Source organism: Saccharomonospora marina XMU15 (assembly GCF_000244955.1).
Lineage (GTDB): Bacteria > Actinomycetota > Actinomycetes > Mycobacteriales > Pseudonocardiaceae > Saccharomonospora_A > Saccharomonospora_A marina.
This window is the reverse complement of record NZ_CM001439.1, coordinates 2,132,557-2,149,460: the sequence shown is the minus strand read 5'-3', so window position 1 is coordinate 2,149,460 and position 16,904 is coordinate 2,132,557. Positions and strand designations below refer to the sequence as shown.

Sequence of the window (16,904 nt, the reverse complement as noted above, 5' to 3'; positions counted from 1 at the left end):
ACCTGTCCAAACCGCTCACCTGCCGCTGGGGTAGGTTTGCGCCGCCTCGGCAACGGGTTCGCGCTCCAGTGGTCGCAGTGGTGTGAGCGCGGAGGTCGAGTCGCAGTGCACCAGCGCGTCGTACCGGTCGGCGAGCACCGTGGATACGTAGTTGCCCGCCCGCTCCGGCTGCGGTCGGTACACCACGCCGATGGCCCTGTGATCGCGCACCTGCCGCGACCATTCGTGCGATTCGGTGTCGAAGACGAACAATGAGTCCCGTTCGGCCACTGCCTCGTGAAGGAGTGCCTCCGTGCTGCCCGGCCTGGCGTCGGGGACGCGCATCCTTCGTGGCGGCGAACCCCAGCTGTCCGCGGCGACCACGCTGCCGTGGTGGGTGGAGAACCCGACGGCCACCACGTCGTCGGCGAAATGACGCTCACGCACGAGTTGGCCGACGTTGACCAGCCCGGATCGCTGCATGTCGGTGGCCCTGGCGTCGCCGATGTGGCTGTTGTGCGCCCACACGACCGCCTTGGCGCCGGGGCCGTACACCCGCATCAGCCGCTCGAGGGTGTCGACCATGTGACGGTCTCGCACGTTCCACGAAGCCGGACCACCGGAAAGCAACTCGCGGTAGTAGCGCTCGGCGCCTTGCACGATGCGGGCGTTCTGTTCGGCGACGAACCGCTCGTCCAACCCGGGCAGTGGTTCCTCGTCGCTGTCGCGCCTGAGCTCGGTGAGCAACCGCACCATCTCGTCGGCGCATCCGTCGGGCACCAGCGCGACACCGCGACCGTAGCCGGCGGGGTCCTCGCCGTAGGCGTCGAAACACCGCATCGCCGCACGGGCCGCCTCGACCTGATCGGGTTCGTGCTCCGACAGGTAGCCCAGCACGGCCCGCAGCGAGTCCCACAGGCTGTAGACGTCGAGGCCGTGAAAGCCCACCGGGAGGTCGGCGAAACGGCTGGCGTTGAGCAGCCGCAACCAGAGCGCGAAGTCGGCGACCTCCTCGTTGGCCCACATCCACCGCGGCCACCTTTCGAAGGTCGCAAGCACCTCCTGCGGGTCCGACGGCGCGCCTTGCACACCGGCGAGGCTGCGGTGCAAGCGGTGACAGTCGGGCCAGTCGCCCTCGACCGCGACGAAGGAGAATCCCAGCTCCGTGATCAGCCGCTTCGTCAGCTCCGCGCGCCAGCGGTAGAAGTCCGACGTACCGTGCGTGGCCTCTCCGAGCAGCACGTAGCGTGCCGCGCCGATCCGTTCCACGAGCCGGTCGAGGTCGTCGACCCGGCGCAACCCGATCGCTTCCCGCCGCACGGCGTCCACAGTGGAGTCGTGGGCACTTCTCGCGCTCGCGCCTTCACTCATCGTCGTCGAGGTTGGCCTGCTCGGCGGCTACCCGCCGCCACGATTCCACCTCGGCCAGCAGCCCGTCGAGGGTCTCCACCGCCGCAGCGGGCCTGCCCTCGCGCAACTCCCGCTCCGCTCTGCCGCCCGCCTCGGCGAGCCGTTCGGCCAGCCCACCGGGCGCGCCAACGCTGTCGTGCCGCCAGTCCTCCGGACGTACCGGGGCGGTGTCCCACTGGTTCATCGTTACGGTCAGTGCCCCGTGCCCTCACCGGCTAAACCCCAATATATTGCCCGACCATGGGACGTCACCGGATCGCGCTCATTCGAGGCGACGGCATCGGGCCGGAACTGATGGACGCCGCGCTGCGTGTGCTCGACGCGGCGAGCGAGGTGGGCGGCGCCGAACTCGAGTACTTGGAGATCGACGCGGGCGCCGACACCTACCGGCGCACCGGCGCCGCGTGCTCCGCGACGGATTTCGAGCGGCTGCGACACGAGGTGGCGGCCACGTTGAAAGGCCCGGTCGGCCTGCCAGACGTGCGCTTGCCCGACGGCACCGAGGCAGGCCTGCTCGGCGGCGTCCTGCGCACCGGACTCGACACCTACGCCAACATCCGCCCCGTGCTGCTGCTGCCGGGGGTCACCTCGTGCCTTTCGGGCCGCAAGGCGGGCGACATCGACTACGTCATCGTGCGGGAGAACACCGAGGGCCTGTACGCCTCTCGCGGCAAGGGCGTCGGCAACGAATGGGCGGTGGCAGACACCCTGCTGGCCACGAGGGAGGGCACACTGCGCGTGGCGCGCAAGGCCTTCGAGATCGCCTCAGGGCGTGACGGCGCGCCAGGCGACGGTGTACGGAGGGTGACCTGCGTGGACAAGAGCAACGTGCTCCGCAGCCACGCGCTGTTTCGCAGGCTCGTCACCGAGGCCGCCCAGGAGTGGCCCGGCATCGAGGTGGAGTACCTGCACGCCGACGCCGCGGCACAGGCACTCGTTCTGCGACCCGAGCACTTCGATGTGCTGGTGATGGAGAACTTCCTCGGCGACGTGCTCAGCGACCTGGGCGGGGCCACGGTCGGCGGCATCTCGCTGTGTCCCTCCGGCAACGTCGGGGCGGGCGCGGCCTATTTCGAGCCGATCCACGGCAGCGCGCCGTCGCTGGCGGGCCGGGGTGTGGCCAACCCGATCGGTCAGTTGCTTGCCGCCGCGATGATGCTCGACCACCTCGGGGAGTACACCGCCGCCGTGGCCGTCCGGTCGGCGGTGTCCGCCGCGCTTGCCGACGGCACCGCTCGCATCGAACAGGACGGCTCGGCGCGGGGCGGAGCACAAGCCGTAGCCGACGCGGTGGTCACCGCACTACGTTCGGGTCGGTGATCAGCTCACCACGTGGTCGACGAAGCCGTACTCGCGTGCCTCCTCGGCGGTGAACCAGCGGTCCCGGTCGGCGTCGGCGAGGATGCGCTCCAGCGGCTGACCGGTCTGGCTCGCGGTGAGTTCTGCGATGTGCCGCTTCATGGCGCCGAACACGTCCGCCTGGATGCGGATGTCGGTCGCTGTTCCCTTGATTCCCGCCGATGGCTGGTGCATCACCAACCGGGCGTTCGGCAGCGCGAACCGCTTCCCCGGCGTTCCCGAGGACAGCAGGAACTGCCCCATGGACGCGGCGAAGCCCAGCGCCCACGTCGACACGTCGGGTTCGATGAGCCGCATGGTGTCGTAGATGGCCATCCCGGCGGTCACCGAACCACCGGGCGAGTTGATGTAGAACTTGATGTCCCGCTCGCTGTCCTCGGCGGCCAGCAGCAGCAACTGGGCGCAGATGCGGTTGGCGACCTGGTCGTCCACTTCGGACCCTAGGAACACGATCCGCTCGCTGAGCAGGCGTTCGAAGACGGGCTCCGGGGAATCGGAGGTTCCCGCCGCTCGCAGGGACAGCGTTCGCGGGGACGGTGTTCGCAGCAGTGTGCTCATGGCTGCGACGCTAGCCTTCGCGGCGCCCGCGGTGGGCGCCGTTCGCCCACGGCGGAGCGCATCGGGCGGTTGCGCTGTGAGCGGACACACCAATACCCGGTGACACCCATCCGCGGCGAAGCGGCTGTGATATAGCCGAAAAGGGCTCGGCGGCAAGACCTCGGCCTGGGAGACTGGACCCGTGCGATGGCTGAAGCTCGAGGGTGCGGTGAATGTACGGGACCTCGGTGGCATCCCCACCGAGGATGGTGCGGCAACCGCCCCCGGCCGGTTGTTGCGGTCGGACAACCTGCAGGATCTGTCCTCCGGTGACGTCTCCTACCTGCTGGGCACCGTTCGGCTGAGCACGGTGGTGGACCTGCGTACCAAGGCGGAGTTGCACGCGGAGGGGCCAGGGCCGCTGACCAGGGTGGAGCGGGTGGTGCACGAGCACCACTCGCTGCTGCCCGAGCACGCCTGGAACGCCGCGGCCGAGGCACTGCTGGTGCGTCGCCGCAAGGAGGTGGAGCGCTACCGCGGTGATCCCGCGTGTGCCCACTACCTCGGCTACCTTGAGGAACGCCCGGACAGCGTAGTCGGCGCGTTGCGGGCGGTCACCCGGTCGCACGGTGCGGCGCTGGTGCACTGCGCCGCGGGCAAGGACCGCACTGGGGTGGTGGTCGCGTTCGCGCTGTCGGTGGCGGGGGCCCGGCGCGACGAGATCGTGCGCGACTACGCCGCCACCGGTGAGCGGATCGCCGCGATCCTGGAGCGGCTGCGCGGCTCGGTGACCTATGCCAAGGACATCGACCGGGTACCGCTGGACAAGCACGTGCCACGCGCGGAAACCATGGCGGAGTTCCTCGACCACATCGACAAGTGCTACGGGGGCGTGCCGGACTGGCTCGGCGAACACGGCTTCACCGACGACGAACTGGACGCGCTGCACCGCAAGCTGCGCGGCTGACCCCGCTCATGTCCGCGAGTCCCCCGCTCAGGACCGCGAATTCTGCACTCTCGTCCGCGAGTGCCCCTCCCGGACTCGCGAGTTCCGCATGGCTGACGGCGGACGTCGCGAGAATCCGCCCGGCAGGCCCGTCTCGGCCACGGCACGGGAACGCAGAACTCGCGGGTGGCAACGCAGGACTCGCAGACGGGAACGCAGAACTCGCGGGTGGCAACGCAGGACTCGCAGGCAGGAACGGGGGACTCGCAGGCAGGAACGGGGGACTCGCGGGTGGGTCAGGCGCCGTAGACCGGTTCCGGCTCGGGGGCACGCTCCAGCAGGCGAGCGACGACGGGGCCGAGTTCGGGGGGCTCCCAACGCGCTCCCTTGTCCTCCGACGGGCCGTGCCGCCACGCCTGGGCCAGGGACACCTGCCCGCCCTCGACCTCGAAGACCCGGCCGGTCACCTTCGCCGACTCCTCACTGCCGAGCCACACCACCAGTGGTGAGACGTTCTCCGGCGCCATCGCGTCGAATCCGTCCTCGGGCGCGGCCATGTCGTCGGCGAAGGTCTGCTCGGTCATGCGCGTGCGCGCCGCGGGCGCGATGGCGTTCACCGTGACGCCGTAACGTGCCAGTTCGGCGGCGGCCACCACGGTCAACCCCGCGATACCGGCCTTCGCCGCCGAGTAGTTGCCCTGCCCAACGCTGCCGAGGAGCCCGGCGCCAGAACTGGTGTTGATCACCCGCGCGCTGGGGGTACGGCCCGCCTTGGCCTCGGCACGCCAGTACGCGGCGGCGTGCCGCAGGGTCGCGAAGTGCCCCTTCAGGTGCACCCGGATGACCGCGTCCCACTCCTGCTCGGCCATGTTCACCAGCATCCGGTCGCGCAGGAAACCCGCGTTGTTCACCAGCACGTCCAGCCTGCCGAACTTCTCGACGGCGGTGTCCACCAGTCGCTGCGCGCCTGCCCAGTCGGCGATGTCGTCGGTGTTGGCCACGGCGGAACCGCCCGCCGCCTCGATCTCGGCGACGACCTGCTCGGCCGGGCCGCCGGAGCTGCCGCTACCGTCCAGCCCGACGCCGATGTCGTTGACCACCACGCGGGCACCTTCGCGGGCGAAGGCCAGCGCGTGCTCGCGCCCGATGCCCCTGCCCGCGCCGGTGACGATCACGACCCGGCCTTCCACGATTCCTGTCACCGTCACTCCTTGTCATGTCGTGCGTTGGCGGCGGCGAGGAACGCGGGTACCTCTCCCCCGCCGTGTACCGCGAGCGTCGCGCCGCTGACGTAGGAAGCCAGCGGCGAGGCCAGAAACGCCACGCAGGCACCGATCTCCTCGGGTTCGGCCAACCGTCCGAGCGGGACGGTCGCACCAACGGCCTCCACTCCCTCGCCGTCGCCGTAGTGCAGTTGCGCCTGTTCGGTGCGAACCATGCCGACCCGCAGGGCGTTCACCCGCACCTTCGGTGCCCACTCCACTGCCAGGCTCGCGGTGAGATTGTCCAGCCCCGCCTTGGCGGCCCCGTACGAGGCGGTACCCGGGGACGGCCGCGCGCCGCTGACACTGCTGATGTTGACGATCGAGCCCCCGCGATCCTGTTGCTGCATCACCGCGTTGGCGCAGCGTGCGACGGTCAGCGGGGCGAGCAGGTTCAGGGCGACGACCTTGGTGTGGAAGTTGGCCGAGGCGGTGGCGGCGTCGGCGAACGGCGCGCCACCGGCGTTGTTCACCACGACGTCGAGCCGCCCGTGCCGCCCGGCGATCCGCTCGACCAGCTGCTCGACGTCGTCAGGCTCTCGCACGTCGCACCGCTGGAACTCCACGCCCTGAGCGAGCCGCTCAGGCTCCCGGCGCGCGCAGGTCACTACCGTGGCGCCCGCGTCGAGCAGTGCCCCGGTAATGCCGGCCCCCACCCCGCGAACACCACCGGTGACGAGCGCCACCGCGCCGTCAAGGCGCAAGTCGAGCGCCACGCCGTTCCTCCTTCCGGCCTGTACTCGCGCCAGGCACACTGCTAACTTACCAAGCAAGTGCTAGGTTAGGAAGGCGTATGGCAGACGTCATCTCCACGGACCGCGTGGAGCCGGGAATCGCAGTGGTGACAGTGAATTCCCCTCCGGTGAACGCGCTCACCGTGCAAGGCTGGTTCGACCTCGCCGAGGCGATCACGACACAGGGCCGCGACCCGGAATGCCACGTGGTGGTACTCAGAGCCGAGGGACGTGGCTTCAACGCGGGCGTGGACATCAAGGAGATCCAGGCGGATTCGGCCTACGGGTCGCTGATCGGGGCCAACCACGGTTGCGCGGCCGCGTTCTCCGCCGTGTACGACTGCGCGGTACCGGTGATCGCCGCGGTGCACGGGTTCTGCCTCGGCGGCGGGATCGGACTCGTCGGCAACGCCGACGTCGTCGTCGCCTCCGACGACGCGACGTTCGGGCTGCCGGAGGTCGACCGCGGCGCGCTCGGCGCTGCGACGCATCTGGCCCGCCTCGTGCCACAGCACCTGATGCGCACGCTGTACTACACGGCGAGCACGGTGGACGCCCACCAGTTGCACCACCACGGCTCGGTGTACCGGGTGGTGCCTCGCGGCGAACTCGACGAGGCCGCGCTGGCGGTGGCAAGACAGATCGCCGACAAGGACACCCGGGTGATCCGCGCGGCGAAGCAGGCCATCAACGGTATCGACCCGCAGCCCGTACACCGCAGTTACCGCTACGAGCAGGGCTTCACCTTCGAGCTGAACCTGGCCGGTGTCTCCGACGCCGCGCGCCAGGAGTTCCTCGACAACGGCAAGGGAGAGTGATGGCGGACAAACGGATGACCGCCGACGAGGTCGTCGCCGAACTTTCCGACGGCATGACCATCGGCATCGGCGGTTGGGGCTCGCGGCGCAAACCGATGGCGCTGGTGCGGGCCATCCTTCGCTCGTCGCTGACCGACCTCACCGTCGTGTCCTACGGCGGTCCCGACATCGGGTTGCTCGCCTCCGCGGAACGGATCCGCAAGTTGGTGTTCGGGTTCGTCACGCTCGACTCCATCCCGTTCGACCCGTGGTTCGGCCGCGTGCGCGAGAGCGGGCAGATCGAGGTGACCGAGTACGACGAGGGCGTGTTCGGCACGGCGCTGTCGGCCGCCGCGCAGCGACTGCCGTTCCTGCCCACCCGTGCCGGGCTGGGTTCGGACGTCATGCGGCTCAACCCGCAGCTGCGCACCGTCAGTTCCCCCTATGACGACGGCGAGGAGTTGCTCGCCGTGCCACCGCTTCGACTCGACGCCGCGCTGGTTCACCTCAACCGCGCCGACGCCCGTGGCAACGCGCAGTACCTCGGCCCTGACCCCTACTTCGACGACCTGTTCGCGTTGGCGGCCGACCGCTGCTTCGTCTCCGCCGAGCAGGTGGTGGACACCGCCGAACTGACGGCTGCCGCGCCGGTGCAGAGCCTGCTGCTGAACCGCTCCGCCGTGCACGGTGTAGTGGAAGCCCCACGCGGGGCGCACTTCACCAGCGCCGCGCCCGACTACGGCCGCGACGAGAAGTTCCAGCGCCACTACGTCGAGTCCGCGAAGGACCTCGACGCCTGGCCCAAGTTCGTCGACCGGTTCCTCTCCGGTGACGAGCGAACCTATCTATCCGAAGTGGACAAGTTCACCGGGGAGGCGGCGTGAAGAACGCGACACGTGCCGAGGTCGCCGCGGTGGCCTGCGCGGAGCTGTTCCGGGGCGACGGCGAGATCGTGGTGAGCCCGATGGGGCTGCTGCCGTCACTGGGAGCGCGGCTGGCCAGACTCACCTTCGAGCCCGACATCCTGCTCAGCGACGGCGAGGCGTACCTGCTGGCCAGCACACCCGGTGTCGGTGAGCCGATCGTCGAAGGCTGGCAGCCGTTCCGCAAGGTGCTCGACACCGTTGTGCCGCACGGCAAGCGGCACGTGGTGATGGGCGCCAACCAGGTCGACCGCTTCGGCAACCAGAACATCTCCGCGATCGGGGATCACGCACGCCCCAAGAAGCAGTTGCTCGGGGTGCGCGGCGGGCCTGGCAACACCGTCAACAACCGCACGAGCTACTGGGTCCCCCGCCACAGCAAGCGGGTGTTCACCGAGCGGGTCGACGTGATCTCCGGCGTGGGCTACGACAGTGCGCGCCAGGCGGGTCCGAGCGCACGCAAGTACCACGACGTGTACCGGGTCGTGACCAACCTTGCCGTGCTCGACTTCTCCGGACCGGACAACGCGATGCGGCTGGTGTCGGTGCACCCCGGGGTTTCGGTGGACGAGGTGGTCGACAACACCGGTTTCGAACTCGACACCAGTGACGTCGCCGATAGCAGGCTGCCGACCGACGAGGAGTTGCGGCTGCTGCGTGAGGTGATCGACCCGAAGTCCACCCGGGATCGCGAGGTGCCGTCGTGATCACCGCAGCGGCGCTGCGGACCCCGCTGACCGAACTGGTCGGCGTGCGGTACCCGGTGGTGCAGACCGGAATGGGCTGGGTCGCGGGGCCGCGCCTGGTGTCGGCCACCGCCGAGGCGGGCGGGCTCGGCATCCTGGCCTCGGCCACGATGACCTACGACGAGCTGGAGTCCGCCGTCAAGGAGGTCAAGGGCCGCACCGACAAGCCGTTCGGGGTGAACCTGCGGGCCGACGCCGAGGATGCCGACCGCAGGGTCGAGCTGCTGATCAGGGAGCGGGTCAGGGTCGCCTCGTTCGCGCTCGCGCCGCGCAAGGAGCTGATCGCGAAGCTGAAGGACGAGGGCATCGTGGTGGTGCCCTCGGTCGGCGCGGCCAGGCACGCCGAGAAGGTCGCCTCGTGGGGTGCGGACGCGGTCGTGGTGCAGGGCGGTGAGGGTGGTGGCCACACCGGTGGCGTGGCCACCACGCTGCTGCTGCCCTCGGTGCTGGACGCGGTGGACATTCCGGTGGTCGCGGCGGGCGGCTTCTTCGACGGGCGTGGCCTCGCCGCCGCGCTGGCCTACGGTGCGGCGGGTGTCGCCATGGGCACCCGGTTCCTGCTCACCAAGGAGAGCACGGTGCCGAACGCGGTCAAGCGCGCCTACCTGGAGCGAGGCCTCGCCGACACGGTCGTGACCCGCAAGGTCGACGGGATGCCGCACCGCGTGCTGCGCACCGAGTTGGTCGACTCGCTCGAACGCTCGGGCAATGTGACCGGACTGCTCAGGGCGGTGCGCAACGCCGCGAGGTTCCGCAAGCTCACCGGAGTGTCGTGGCGGTCGATGGTCACCGAAGGACTCGCGATGAAGCGCTCGGGCGACCGCACGTGGGCGCAGGTACTCATGGCCGCCAACACGCCGATGCTGCTACGGGCCGGCCTGGTGAACGGCGACACCGACGCGGGTGTGCTCGCCTCCGGGCAGGTCGTCGGGATGCTGGCCGACCTGCCCAGCGTGGCCGAGCTGATCGAAGGCATGGTCACCGACGCCCGAGCACGCATAGCCGAACTGGGCAAGCTTTGAGGACGCCCGGCGGTTTCGCTACTCCACCGGACTGTTTCGGATATCCGCCAGGAAGCGCTTGACGATTGCTGACCACCGCTCCCGAGCCAGGTCATTCGATTCGAGCGTCGCGAGCCCGAGCTGGGTCACAACGATCGACGCGGTCCCGTTCCGCTTCGGCTCGCTCGTGACGATGACCGTGGAACCGTCCTTGGCTTTGGTTCGCCACGTCATGCGCCGGTCAGTTCCACCGATGCGCGGGTCGCCGCCGACCATGCCCTGCACGTCCTCGTCCTCGGCTGCGAACCGCTGCCACTCCTGCATGAGGTCGGCCATGCCGAGCCTGGTCTGCTTGCTTACGCTCAACTGGAAGGTGCCGTCCGGACGTTGGCCCGGGACCCGGCGGCCGATGTACTGCTCGTAGGCCACCGTCACCGCCTGGGCCCACCAGCCGGCTTGCTCGATCGCGCCGTCGAGTTCCTCATAGACCTTCAGTGCGATCTGCTTGTGATTGAGGTTCTCCGCGTCGATCGTGTCCATGAATCGCAGCCACTCGTCCCAGCTTCTGTCAGTGGCTCGCTCGACGGGCTTGATCCGAGAGTTCGTGGCCATCCTACTTGCGCCTCCTGTCGGCCTCGCGCAGACGTCGCCCTCGCCTGCTACGGAAAAGCTTGTTGACAAGTGCGTCGAGATGCCGATCCAAGGTACGGCGGAACCGTTCAAGCCACCGGTCGACATCCCGCAGGGGAACGGGTTCAACAGCATAGAGCCGCCGCGCACTTCTCGCGGCGGACCGTCGCGAAAGCGCTCTCTCAGCACGCCGAGGTATTGCGAAACGCCCGGCTGGAAGAGGCACCAAGCTCATATTGGTGCCACGACAAAGGAACCGGATACGCTCGGGAAATAGTCAGTACGGGTGCCCGACCTCCGGGGCCGCTGTATCCGCTACCCGAGCGATCCACGACGCAGACGCTTCGTCACAGCCGCTCGATGATGGTGACGTTGGCCGTGCCGCCGCCCTCGCACATCGTCTGCAGGCCGTAGCGGCCGCCTCGGCGCTCCAGCTCGTGCAGCAGGGTGGCGAACAGCTTCGTCCCGGTGGCGCCGATGGGGTGCCCCAGCGCGATACCGCCGCCGTTGACGTTGACCTTCCCCGGGTCCGCGCCCATCTCGTCCAGCCACGCGAGCACGACGCTGGCGAACGCCTCGTTCACCTCGAACAGGTCGATGTCGTCCACGGTGAGCCCGGCCTTGCGCAACGCGAACCGGGTGGCGGGAATGGGGCCGGTGAGCATCCACACCGGATCGGCCGCGCGCACCGAAAGGTGGTGCACCCGCGCCTTCGGGGTGATCCCGGTTTCCTTCACGAACGCCTCGGAAGCCAGCAGCGCTGCGCTGGCGCCGTCGGAGATCTGGCTGGCCACGGCCGCCGTGATCCGTGAACCGGGGCTCAACGGCGACAGTCCCGCCATCTTCTCCAGGCTGGTGTCCCTGCGCGGACCCTCGTCGTGTTTGAGATCTCCGAAGGGCACCGTTTCGGCGTCGAACCGCCCCTCGTCGATGGCCGCGATGGCGCGCTGGTGGCTGGTGTAGGCGAACTCCTCCATCGTTTGCCTTGAGATGTCCCAGTGCTCGGCGATCATCTGCGCGCTCTGGAACTGGGAGATCTCGGCACTGCCGTAGCGCTGCTGCCAACCCTTCGAGCCGGAGAACGGGTCGTCGATGCCGTACTCGCGCCCGGCCAGCATCGCCGCGCTGATGGGAATCTGGCTCATGTTCTGCACGCCGCCTGCCAGCACCAGATCCATCGTGCCGGACAGCACGGCCTGCGCGGCGAAGTGCACGGCCTGCTGGCTGGAACCGCACTGCCGGTCCACCGTCACGCCGGGAACGTGGTCGGGCCTGCCCGCCGCCAGCCACGCGGTGCGCGCGATGTTGCCCGACTGCGAGCCGAGTGTGTCGGTGCAGCCGAGAATCACGTCGTCGACCCGCTCGGGGTCCACCCCGGTGCGGTCGAGGATCGCGTTGATGACGTGCGCGCCGAGGTCGGCGCTGTGCACGGCGGAAAGGCCACCGCCGCGCTTGCCGACCGGCGTGCGCACCGCGTCCAGAATGTATGCCTCAGCCATGCGTCTCTCCCGTTTTCTTGGTCCGCCTGCGGCGGGTGGCGATTCCGTCGAGCAGGATGCCGAGGTACTGCTGCGCCACGTCGTCGGCCGAGAGGGTGCCCGCGGGGTTGTACCAGCGCACCGCCACCCAGACCGTGTCCCTGATGAAGCGGTAGACCAGTTCCACGTCGAGATCCTCGCGGAACACGCCTTGCCGCACACCGTCGGTGAGGATCTTGCGCCAGAGGTTGCGGAACTCCACGTTTCGCTCGTCGATGTAGGCGAAGCGCTCCAGATGGGCCAGGTGTTTGGCCTCGTTCTGGTAGATCGCCACCTCGGCGGGATGGTCGCGAATGAAGCGGAACGAGGCGGCGACCACCGCCTCCAGCGTGTTCCTCGGCCCGAGGTCGGCGGCGACGATCTGCGCATAGGTGTCGAAGAGTCCATCGAGAAAGCCGCGCAGGATCTCGTCGGCCATCGACTCCTTGGAGTCGAAGTGGTGGTACAGGCTTCCGGAAAGGATTCCGGCGGCGTCGGCGATGTCGCGCACCGTCGTGGAGACGTAGCCGCGGTCGGCGAACAGGCGCGCGGCCAGTGCCAGTAGTTCGGCGCGCCTTCCGGACCCGTTGTTGCCCGCCTGTCGCTTCTTCGCGGTTCTCGTGTTCATCCGACCCGTCCCCTATGCATGCTGGCTGCTCACCGAGATCACCTCACCGGTCAGGTACGAGGCGTAGTCGCTGGCGAGGAACACCATGACATTGGCGACCTCCCACGGCTGCGCCGCCCTGCCGGAGACCTCCCTTTCCGTGAGGTCGGCCAGCAGTTCCTCGGAGGTCACTTTGGCGAGGAACGGGTGCATCGCCAGACTCGGTGACACCGCGTTCACTCTGATCCCGTGCTCGGCCACGTCCACGGCGGCGCACCTGGTCAGCGCCATCACACCTGCCTTGGCGGCAGCGTAGTGCGACTGCTGCGCCTGCGCGCGCCAGCCGATCACCGAGGCGTTGTTCACCACGGCTCCGCCACCGCCCTGCTCGACGAACTGCCGCAGTGCCGCCCTCGTCATCCGGAACGTGCCGTTGAGCGTGACGTCGAGTACGCGGGACCACTGCTCGTCGGTCATGTCCAGGATCGACGTGCTGCCGCCGAGGCCGGCGTTGTTGATGAGCACGTCGATGCGGCCGAACCGCTCCACCGCGGCGGAGATCAGGCCCGACACCTGGTCCTCGTCGGTGACGTCGCATGGCACGGCGTGCACCTCGCCGTACTCGGCGAGGCTCTGGGCCTTCTCGGCGAGCCGCCGCTCGTGCCAGTCGCTGATCACCACCCTGGCGCCCTCCTCGAGGCTGCGCCGGGCGACGGCCGAGCCGATGCCCGTGCCCGCGGCGGCGGTCACCACGACCACCTTGTCGCGCAGCAGTTCGCGCCCCTGCGGGTAGTCCGGCAACGGAATCACTGTCGCTTCTCCCTCGGCAGGCCGAGCACCCGCTCGGCGATGATGTTGCGCTGGATCTCGTTGGAGCCGCCGTAGATGGTGTCGGCTCTGGTGAACAGGAACAGCCGCTGCCACTCGTCCAGGTCGGGATCGGCCACCAGCCCCGCCGCGCCACGCACCAGCATGGCCAGCTCGCCGAGTTCGCGATGCCAGTTGGCCCACACGAGTTTGGACACCTCGGCGACGCCGGGCGCGGAGTCACCGAGGGTGCGCAGCGCGTGTGCGCGCATCACCTCCAGCCCCACCCACGCCTGGGCGAGGCGCTGCTCGACGGTCGGGTCGTCGGCGGCGCCGGTGCGGTCTGCCAGCTCGGTCAGCGCCGCGAGCTCGCGACGGAAACCGACCTGCTGGCCAAGCGTGGCGACGCCGCGCTCGAAGCCGAGGGTGCCCATCGCGACGCGCCAGCCGTCGCCGGGCTCGCCGACCACCAGGTCGGCGGAGGTGCGTGCGCCGTCGAAGAACACCTCGTTGAACTCCGAGGTGCCGGTGAGCTGCTGGATGGGCCTTACCTCGATGCCGTCCTGCCGCATCGGCACCAGCAGGTAGGACAGGCCGCTGTGCCTGGTGGAGCCGGGTTCGGTGCGAGCGAGCACGAAACACCAGTCAGCGACGTGGGCCAGCGAAGTCCACACCTTCTGCCCACGCAGCACCCACTCGTCGCCTTCCAGGCGAGCGGTGGTGGAAACGGCGGCCAGGTCGGAGCCCGCGCCCGGCTCGGAGTAGCCCTGGCACCACAGTTCCTCCACCGACACGATCTTGGGCAGGAACCGGCGCTGCTGCTGCGGCGTGCCGAACGCGATCAGCGTTGGGCCGAGCAGTTCCTGGCCGAGGTGGCTGACCTTCGCGGGTGCGTTGGCTCTGGCGTACTCCTCGTGGAAGATGACCTGCTGTTCCAGCGTCGCCCCTCGGCCGCCGTGCTCGACCGGCCACCCTACGCAGGTCCAGCCCGCCGCGGCGAGGTGGCGTTCCCAGGCGAGGCGCTCCTCGAATGCCTCGTGCTCCCGGCCGGGCCCGCCGAGTCCCCGCAGCGCGGCGAACTCGCCCGTGAGGTTCTCGGCCAGCCAGGTCCGCACTTCGTCGCGAAACTCGCCGCCCGACACAGTGTCGGACACTCGAAGACCTCCTCGGGATGTTTTCAACGCGGCCGTTGGTGCGTAGGCTACCCTACCAAGCACTTGCTAGGGAGGTTCTCGTGGAAACGGCACCAGCCACGGTTCCGGCGGCACTCGTGCGGGCGGCGCGGGAGTTCGGCGACCGGGAAGCCGTGGTCGACGGCTCGGTGCGGTTGCGTTACGCGGAACTGTACGAGCAGGTCCGCCGATTCGCGACCGTGTTGTCCCGCCGCGGTATTCGACCGGGCGAGCGCGTAGCCATCTGCTCACCCAACACCTACCACTGGGTGATCGCCTCGCTGGGGATCCTCTACGCGGGCGCGACCGTCGTGCCCATCAACACCCGGTTCACCGGCCCGGAGATGGCCGATGTCATCTCCCGCAGCGGCGCGCGTGGCCTGGTGGTGGCGGGCCCGTTCCTCGGCGTGGACCGGCTCGCCGAACTGCGCGAGGCCGGGGTGGGTGAGCTGCCACTGGTCGTGCGGGTCCCGGTGGAGGGCGAGCCGGAACCGACCGAGGGTGTCGTGGACTGGCGCGAACTGCCGGAACTCACGGCCGACGCCGCCGAACTGGCCGAAGTCGATGCCCGCGCCGAGGCCGTGGCGCCCGACGACGTCGCCGACATCCTGTTCACCTCCGGCACCACCGGGCGCAGCAAGGGTGCGATGACCAGCCACAGCCGCACCATCGGCGTCGCGAGGGCATGGGCGGACTGCGCGACAGTCGGACCGGACGACCGCTACCTGATCATCAACCCGTTCTTCCACAGCTTCGGTTACAAGGCGGGCATGCTGGTGGCCCTGCTGCACGGCGCCGCGATACTGCCGCAGCTCACCTTCGACGTCGAGGCCACGATGCGGCTGGTCGAGCGCGAACGCGTCACGATCCTTCCGGGAGCGCCCACCATCTACCAGGTCATGCTCGACGCACCCACCCGGTCGCGATACGACCTCGACAGCCTGCGAGTCGCCGTCACCGGCGCCGCGACGGTGCCGGTCGCCCTGGTGGAACGGATGCGAGCCGAGTTGAGCTTCGACGTGGTGCTCACCGCGTACGGGTTGACCGAGGCCGTGGTGGCAACGATGTGCAGGCCCACCGACGACGCCGAGACCATCGCGCGTACCTCCGGCAGGGCTACGTCAGGGTTCGACGTCCGTATCGCGGACAACGGCGAGATCCTGCTGCGCGGACCGAACATGATGCTCGGCTACCTCGACGACCCGGTCGCGACGCGCGAGGCCATCGACGCCGACGGCTGGCTGCACACCGGTGACGTGGGTCGGCTCGACGAGCGCGGCTACCTCACCATCACCGACCGGCTCAAGGACATGTACATCTGCGGCGGCTTCAACGTCTATCCGGCCGAGGTCGAGCAGGTGCTGGCCAGGCTCGACGGCGTGGCGGACTCGGCCGTGGTCGGCGTGCCCGACGCGCGGCTCGGTGAGGTCGGCAAGGCGTTCGTGGTGCGCAGGCCGGGGGCAACGCTGTCCGAGGAGGACGTCATCGAGCACTGCAAGCGCGAACTGGCCAACTTCAAGGTGCCCCGGCAGGTGGAGTTCCGCACGGCGTTGCCGCGCAACCCTGCGGGCAAGGTTCTGAAACGCACGTTGCGGGACGAGGAGGCAACACGATGAACGCGCAAACCGAGGAAACCGAGGTCGTGCGTTACGAGCGCCGCGGCGCGGTGGCCGTGGTGACGATGAACCGACCGCAGTACCGCAACGCGCAGAACTCGGCCATGACCTACGCGCTCGACGCCGCGTTCACCCGCGCCGTCGAGGACGACGAGGTGAAGGTGATCGTACTTGCGGGCGAGGGCAAGCACTTCTCGGCAGGGCACGACATCGGCACGCCTGGCAGGGACGTCGACGCACACTTCGAGAACAAGGCCGTGCTGTGGTGGGACCACGTCGGCAAGCAGGGCGGCGACCAGCGCTTCGCCCGCGAGTCCGAAGTGTACTTGGGCATGTGCAGGCGCTGGCGGGAGATCCCCAAGCCGATGATCGCCAGCGTGCAGGGCGCCTGCATCGCTGGTGCGTTGATGCTGGCCTGGGTGTGCGACCTGATCGTCGCCTCCGACGATGCGTTCTTCTCCGACCCCGTGGTGCGCATGGGCATCCCCGGTGTCGAGTACTTCGCCCACCCATGGGTGCTCGGTCCACGCGCCGCCAAGGAGGTGCTGTTCACCGGCGAGCGCTTCAGCGCGCAGCAGGCCAAGGAGTGGGGCATGCTCAACCGGGTCGTGCCGAGGGAGGAGCTGCACGAGCAGACCCTCGCGCTGGCAGAGCAGATCGCGCGGATGCCGTCGTTCGGGCTCGCGCTGACGAAGAAGGCCGTCAACCAGGCCGAGGATCTGATGGGCATGCGAGCGGGCATGGACTCGGTGTTCGGGCTGCACCACTTCGCCCACGCACACAACGCCGAGGTCTACGGCGGCGACTCCCTCGGTGGCCAGGACGCCCGTTCGATGCGCGACGCCAACAAGAAGAGCTGAG

18 protein-coding genes are annotated in these 16,904 nt (G+C 69.2%); 8 read left to right on the top strand and 10 right to left on the bottom strand.

The features are described from left to right. Positions 1 to 15: 15 nt before the first annotated feature. Positions 16 to 1,350: an erythromycin esterase family protein gene (locus tag SACMADRAFT_RS10205; protein ID WP_009153730.1), complete on the bottom strand. Its 1,335-nt coding sequence runs from the start codon at positions 1,348 to 1,350 to the stop codon at positions 16 to 18. Further along, entirely contained in the window at positions 1,343 to 1,573 is a 231-nt protein-coding gene (locus SACMADRAFT_RS10200) for a hypothetical protein (RefSeq protein ID WP_009153729.1), read from the bottom strand. Before SACMADRAFT_RS10200 ends, SACMADRAFT_RS10205 begins: the two co-directional genes overlap by 8 nt. Positions 1,574 to 1,629: 56 nt before the next feature. Here SACMADRAFT_RS10200 and SACMADRAFT_RS10195 point away from each other — a divergent pair, with 56 nt between their 5' ends. Then, positions 1,630 to 2,709, top strand: coding sequence for an isocitrate/isopropylmalate dehydrogenase family protein (locus SACMADRAFT_RS10195; protein WP_009153728.1), 1,080 nt, complete (start codon positions 1,630 to 1,632; stop codon positions 2,707 to 2,709). On the opposite strand, the gene SACMADRAFT_RS10190 is transcribed toward SACMADRAFT_RS10195, so the two are convergent. Continuing rightward, positions 2,710 to 3,306 carry a ClpP family protease gene (locus SACMADRAFT_RS10190; protein WP_009153727.1) on the bottom strand — a complete coding sequence of 199 codons (597 nt, stop codon included), beginning with the start codon at positions 3,304 to 3,306 and terminating at the stop codon, positions 2,710 to 2,712. It abuts the gene before it with no gap. Positions 3,307 to 3,487: 181 nt separating this feature from the next. On the opposite strand from SACMADRAFT_RS10190, the gene SACMADRAFT_RS10185 reads away from it, so the two are divergent. Beyond that, positions 3,488 to 4,252 carry a tyrosine-protein phosphatase gene (locus SACMADRAFT_RS10185; protein ID WP_009153726.1) on the top strand — a complete coding sequence of 255 codons (765 nt, stop codon included), beginning with the start codon at positions 3,488 to 3,490 and terminating at the stop codon, positions 4,250 to 4,252. Between the two features lie 275 nt (positions 4,253 to 4,527). Here the strand turns inward: SACMADRAFT_RS10185 and SACMADRAFT_RS10180 are convergent, their stop codons facing one another. Beyond that, on the bottom strand, positions 4,528 to 5,433 hold the full coding sequence (locus SACMADRAFT_RS10180) for an SDR family oxidoreductase (RefSeq protein WP_009153725.1): 906 nt from the start codon (positions 5,431 to 5,433) through the stop codon (positions 4,528 to 4,530). A 2-nt stretch (positions 5,434 to 5,435) separates the two neighbouring features. Next, the gene (locus SACMADRAFT_RS10175; RefSeq protein WP_009153724.1) at positions 5,436 to 6,209 is read right to left on the bottom strand and encodes an SDR family oxidoreductase; all 774 of its coding nucleotides are present in this window, start codon (positions 6,207 to 6,209) and stop codon (positions 5,436 to 5,438) included. 77 nt (positions 6,210 to 6,286) lie between these two features. On the opposite strand from SACMADRAFT_RS10175, the gene SACMADRAFT_RS10170 reads away from it, so the two are divergent. The 4 genes from SACMADRAFT_RS10170 to SACMADRAFT_RS10155 are packed head-to-tail and all read left to right on the top strand — an operon-like array spanning position 6,287 to position 9,715. Then, a complete protein-coding gene (locus SACMADRAFT_RS10170; protein ID WP_009153723.1) occupies positions 6,287 to 7,045 on the top strand; it encodes an enoyl-CoA hydratase family protein in 759 nt (252 codons plus the stop codon). Further along, positions 7,045 to 7,908: a CoA transferase subunit A gene (locus SACMADRAFT_RS10165; protein WP_009153722.1), complete on the top strand. Its 864-nt coding sequence runs from the start codon at positions 7,045 to 7,047 to the stop codon at positions 7,906 to 7,908. Before SACMADRAFT_RS10170 ends, SACMADRAFT_RS10165 begins: the two co-directional genes overlap by 1 nt. Continuing rightward, positions 7,905 to 8,654: a CoA-transferase subunit beta gene (locus SACMADRAFT_RS10160; protein ID WP_009153721.1), complete on the top strand. Its 750-nt coding sequence runs from the start codon at positions 7,905 to 7,907 to the stop codon at positions 8,652 to 8,654. Before SACMADRAFT_RS10165 ends, SACMADRAFT_RS10160 begins: the two co-directional genes overlap by 4 nt. Before the next feature lie 14 nt (positions 8,655 to 8,668). Continuing rightward, entirely contained in the window at positions 8,669 to 9,715 is a 1,047-nt protein-coding gene (locus SACMADRAFT_RS10155; protein WP_040926272.1) for an NAD(P)H-dependent flavin oxidoreductase, read from the top strand. A gap of 18 nt (positions 9,716 to 9,733) precedes the next feature. Here the strand turns inward: SACMADRAFT_RS10155 and SACMADRAFT_RS10150 are convergent, their stop codons facing one another. From SACMADRAFT_RS10150 to SACMADRAFT_RS10130, 5 genes are all read right to left on the bottom strand, one after another. Beyond that, complete coding sequence (locus SACMADRAFT_RS10150; protein ID WP_198285952.1) at positions 9,734 to 10,234, bottom strand: hypothetical protein; 501 nt, start codon at positions 10,232 to 10,234, stop codon at positions 9,734 to 9,736. A 437-nt stretch (positions 10,235 to 10,671) separates the two neighbouring features. After that, on the bottom strand, positions 10,672 to 11,823 hold the full coding sequence (locus tag SACMADRAFT_RS10145; RefSeq protein WP_009153718.1) for an acetyl-CoA C-acetyltransferase: 1,152 nt from the start codon (positions 11,821 to 11,823) through the stop codon (positions 10,672 to 10,674). Next, positions 11,816 to 12,469 (bottom strand): TetR/AcrR family transcriptional regulator, encoded by a 654-nt coding sequence (locus SACMADRAFT_RS10140; RefSeq protein ID WP_009153717.1) that lies wholly within the window; start codon positions 12,467 to 12,469, stop codon positions 11,816 to 11,818. Before SACMADRAFT_RS10140 ends, SACMADRAFT_RS10145 begins: the two co-directional genes overlap by 8 nt. Positions 12,470 to 12,481: 12 nt before the next feature. Further along, positions 12,482 to 13,258, bottom strand: a complete 777-nt coding sequence (locus SACMADRAFT_RS10135; RefSeq protein ID WP_009153716.1) for an SDR family oxidoreductase — start codon at positions 13,256 to 13,258, stop codon at positions 12,482 to 12,484. Further along, positions 13,255 to 14,409, bottom strand: a complete 1,155-nt coding sequence (locus tag SACMADRAFT_RS10130) for an acyl-CoA dehydrogenase family protein (protein WP_009153715.1) — start codon at positions 14,407 to 14,409, stop codon at positions 13,255 to 13,257. Before SACMADRAFT_RS10130 ends, SACMADRAFT_RS10135 begins: the two co-directional genes overlap by 4 nt. A gap of 80 nt (positions 14,410 to 14,489) precedes the next feature. Here SACMADRAFT_RS10130 and SACMADRAFT_RS10125 point away from each other — a divergent pair, with 80 nt between their 5' ends. Next, positions 14,490 to 16,043 (top strand): FadD3 family acyl-CoA ligase, encoded by a 1,554-nt coding sequence (locus SACMADRAFT_RS10125; RefSeq protein WP_009153714.1) that lies wholly within the window; start codon positions 14,490 to 14,492, stop codon positions 16,041 to 16,043. Next, entirely contained in the window at positions 16,040 to 16,903 is an 864-nt protein-coding gene (locus SACMADRAFT_RS10120; protein WP_009153713.1) for an enoyl-CoA hydratase, read from the top strand. The genes SACMADRAFT_RS10125 and SACMADRAFT_RS10120 overlap by 4 nt, the downstream gene beginning before the upstream one ends. Position 16,904 lies beyond the last annotated feature (1 nt).

What these genes read in the sequence shown, in the direction of transcription:
- SACMADRAFT_RS10170 (WP_009153723.1), top strand. Translation starts at nt 6,287, where the DNA reads ATGGCAGACGTCATCTCCACGGACCGCGTGGAGCCGGGAATCGCAGTG.
- SACMADRAFT_RS10190 (WP_009153727.1), bottom strand. Translation starts at nt 3,306, where the DNA reads ATGAGCACACTGCTGCGAACACCGTCCCCGCGAACGCTGTCCCTGCGA.
- SACMADRAFT_RS10205 (WP_009153730.1), bottom strand. Translation starts at nt 1,350, where the DNA reads ATGAGTGAAGGCGCGAGCGCGAGAAGTGCCCACGACTCCACTGTGGAC.
- SACMADRAFT_RS10165 (WP_009153722.1), top strand. Translation starts at nt 7,045, where the DNA reads ATGGCGGACAAACGGATGACCGCCGACGAGGTCGTCGCCGAACTTTCC.
- SACMADRAFT_RS10200 (WP_009153729.1), bottom strand. Translation starts at nt 1,573, where the DNA reads ATGAACCAGTGGGACACCGCCCCGGTACGTCCGGAGGACTGGCGGCAC.
- SACMADRAFT_RS10195 (WP_009153728.1), top strand. Translation starts at nt 1,630, where the DNA reads ATGGGACGTCACCGGATCGCGCTCATTCGAGGCGACGGCATCGGGCCG.
- SACMADRAFT_RS10145 (WP_009153718.1), bottom strand. Translation starts at nt 11,823, where the DNA reads ATGGCTGAGGCATACATTCTGGACGCGGTGCGCACGCCGGTCGGCAAG.
- SACMADRAFT_RS10140 (WP_009153717.1), bottom strand. Translation starts at nt 12,469, where the DNA reads ATGAACACGAGAACCGCGAAGAAGCGACAGGCGGGCAACAACGGGTCC.
- SACMADRAFT_RS10120 (WP_009153713.1), top strand. Translation starts at nt 16,040, where the DNA reads ATGAACGCGCAAACCGAGGAAACCGAGGTCGTGCGTTACGAGCGCCGC.
- SACMADRAFT_RS10150 (WP_198285952.1), bottom strand. Translation starts at nt 10,234, where the DNA reads ATGGACACGATCGACGCGGAGAACCTCAATCACAAGCAGATCGCACTG.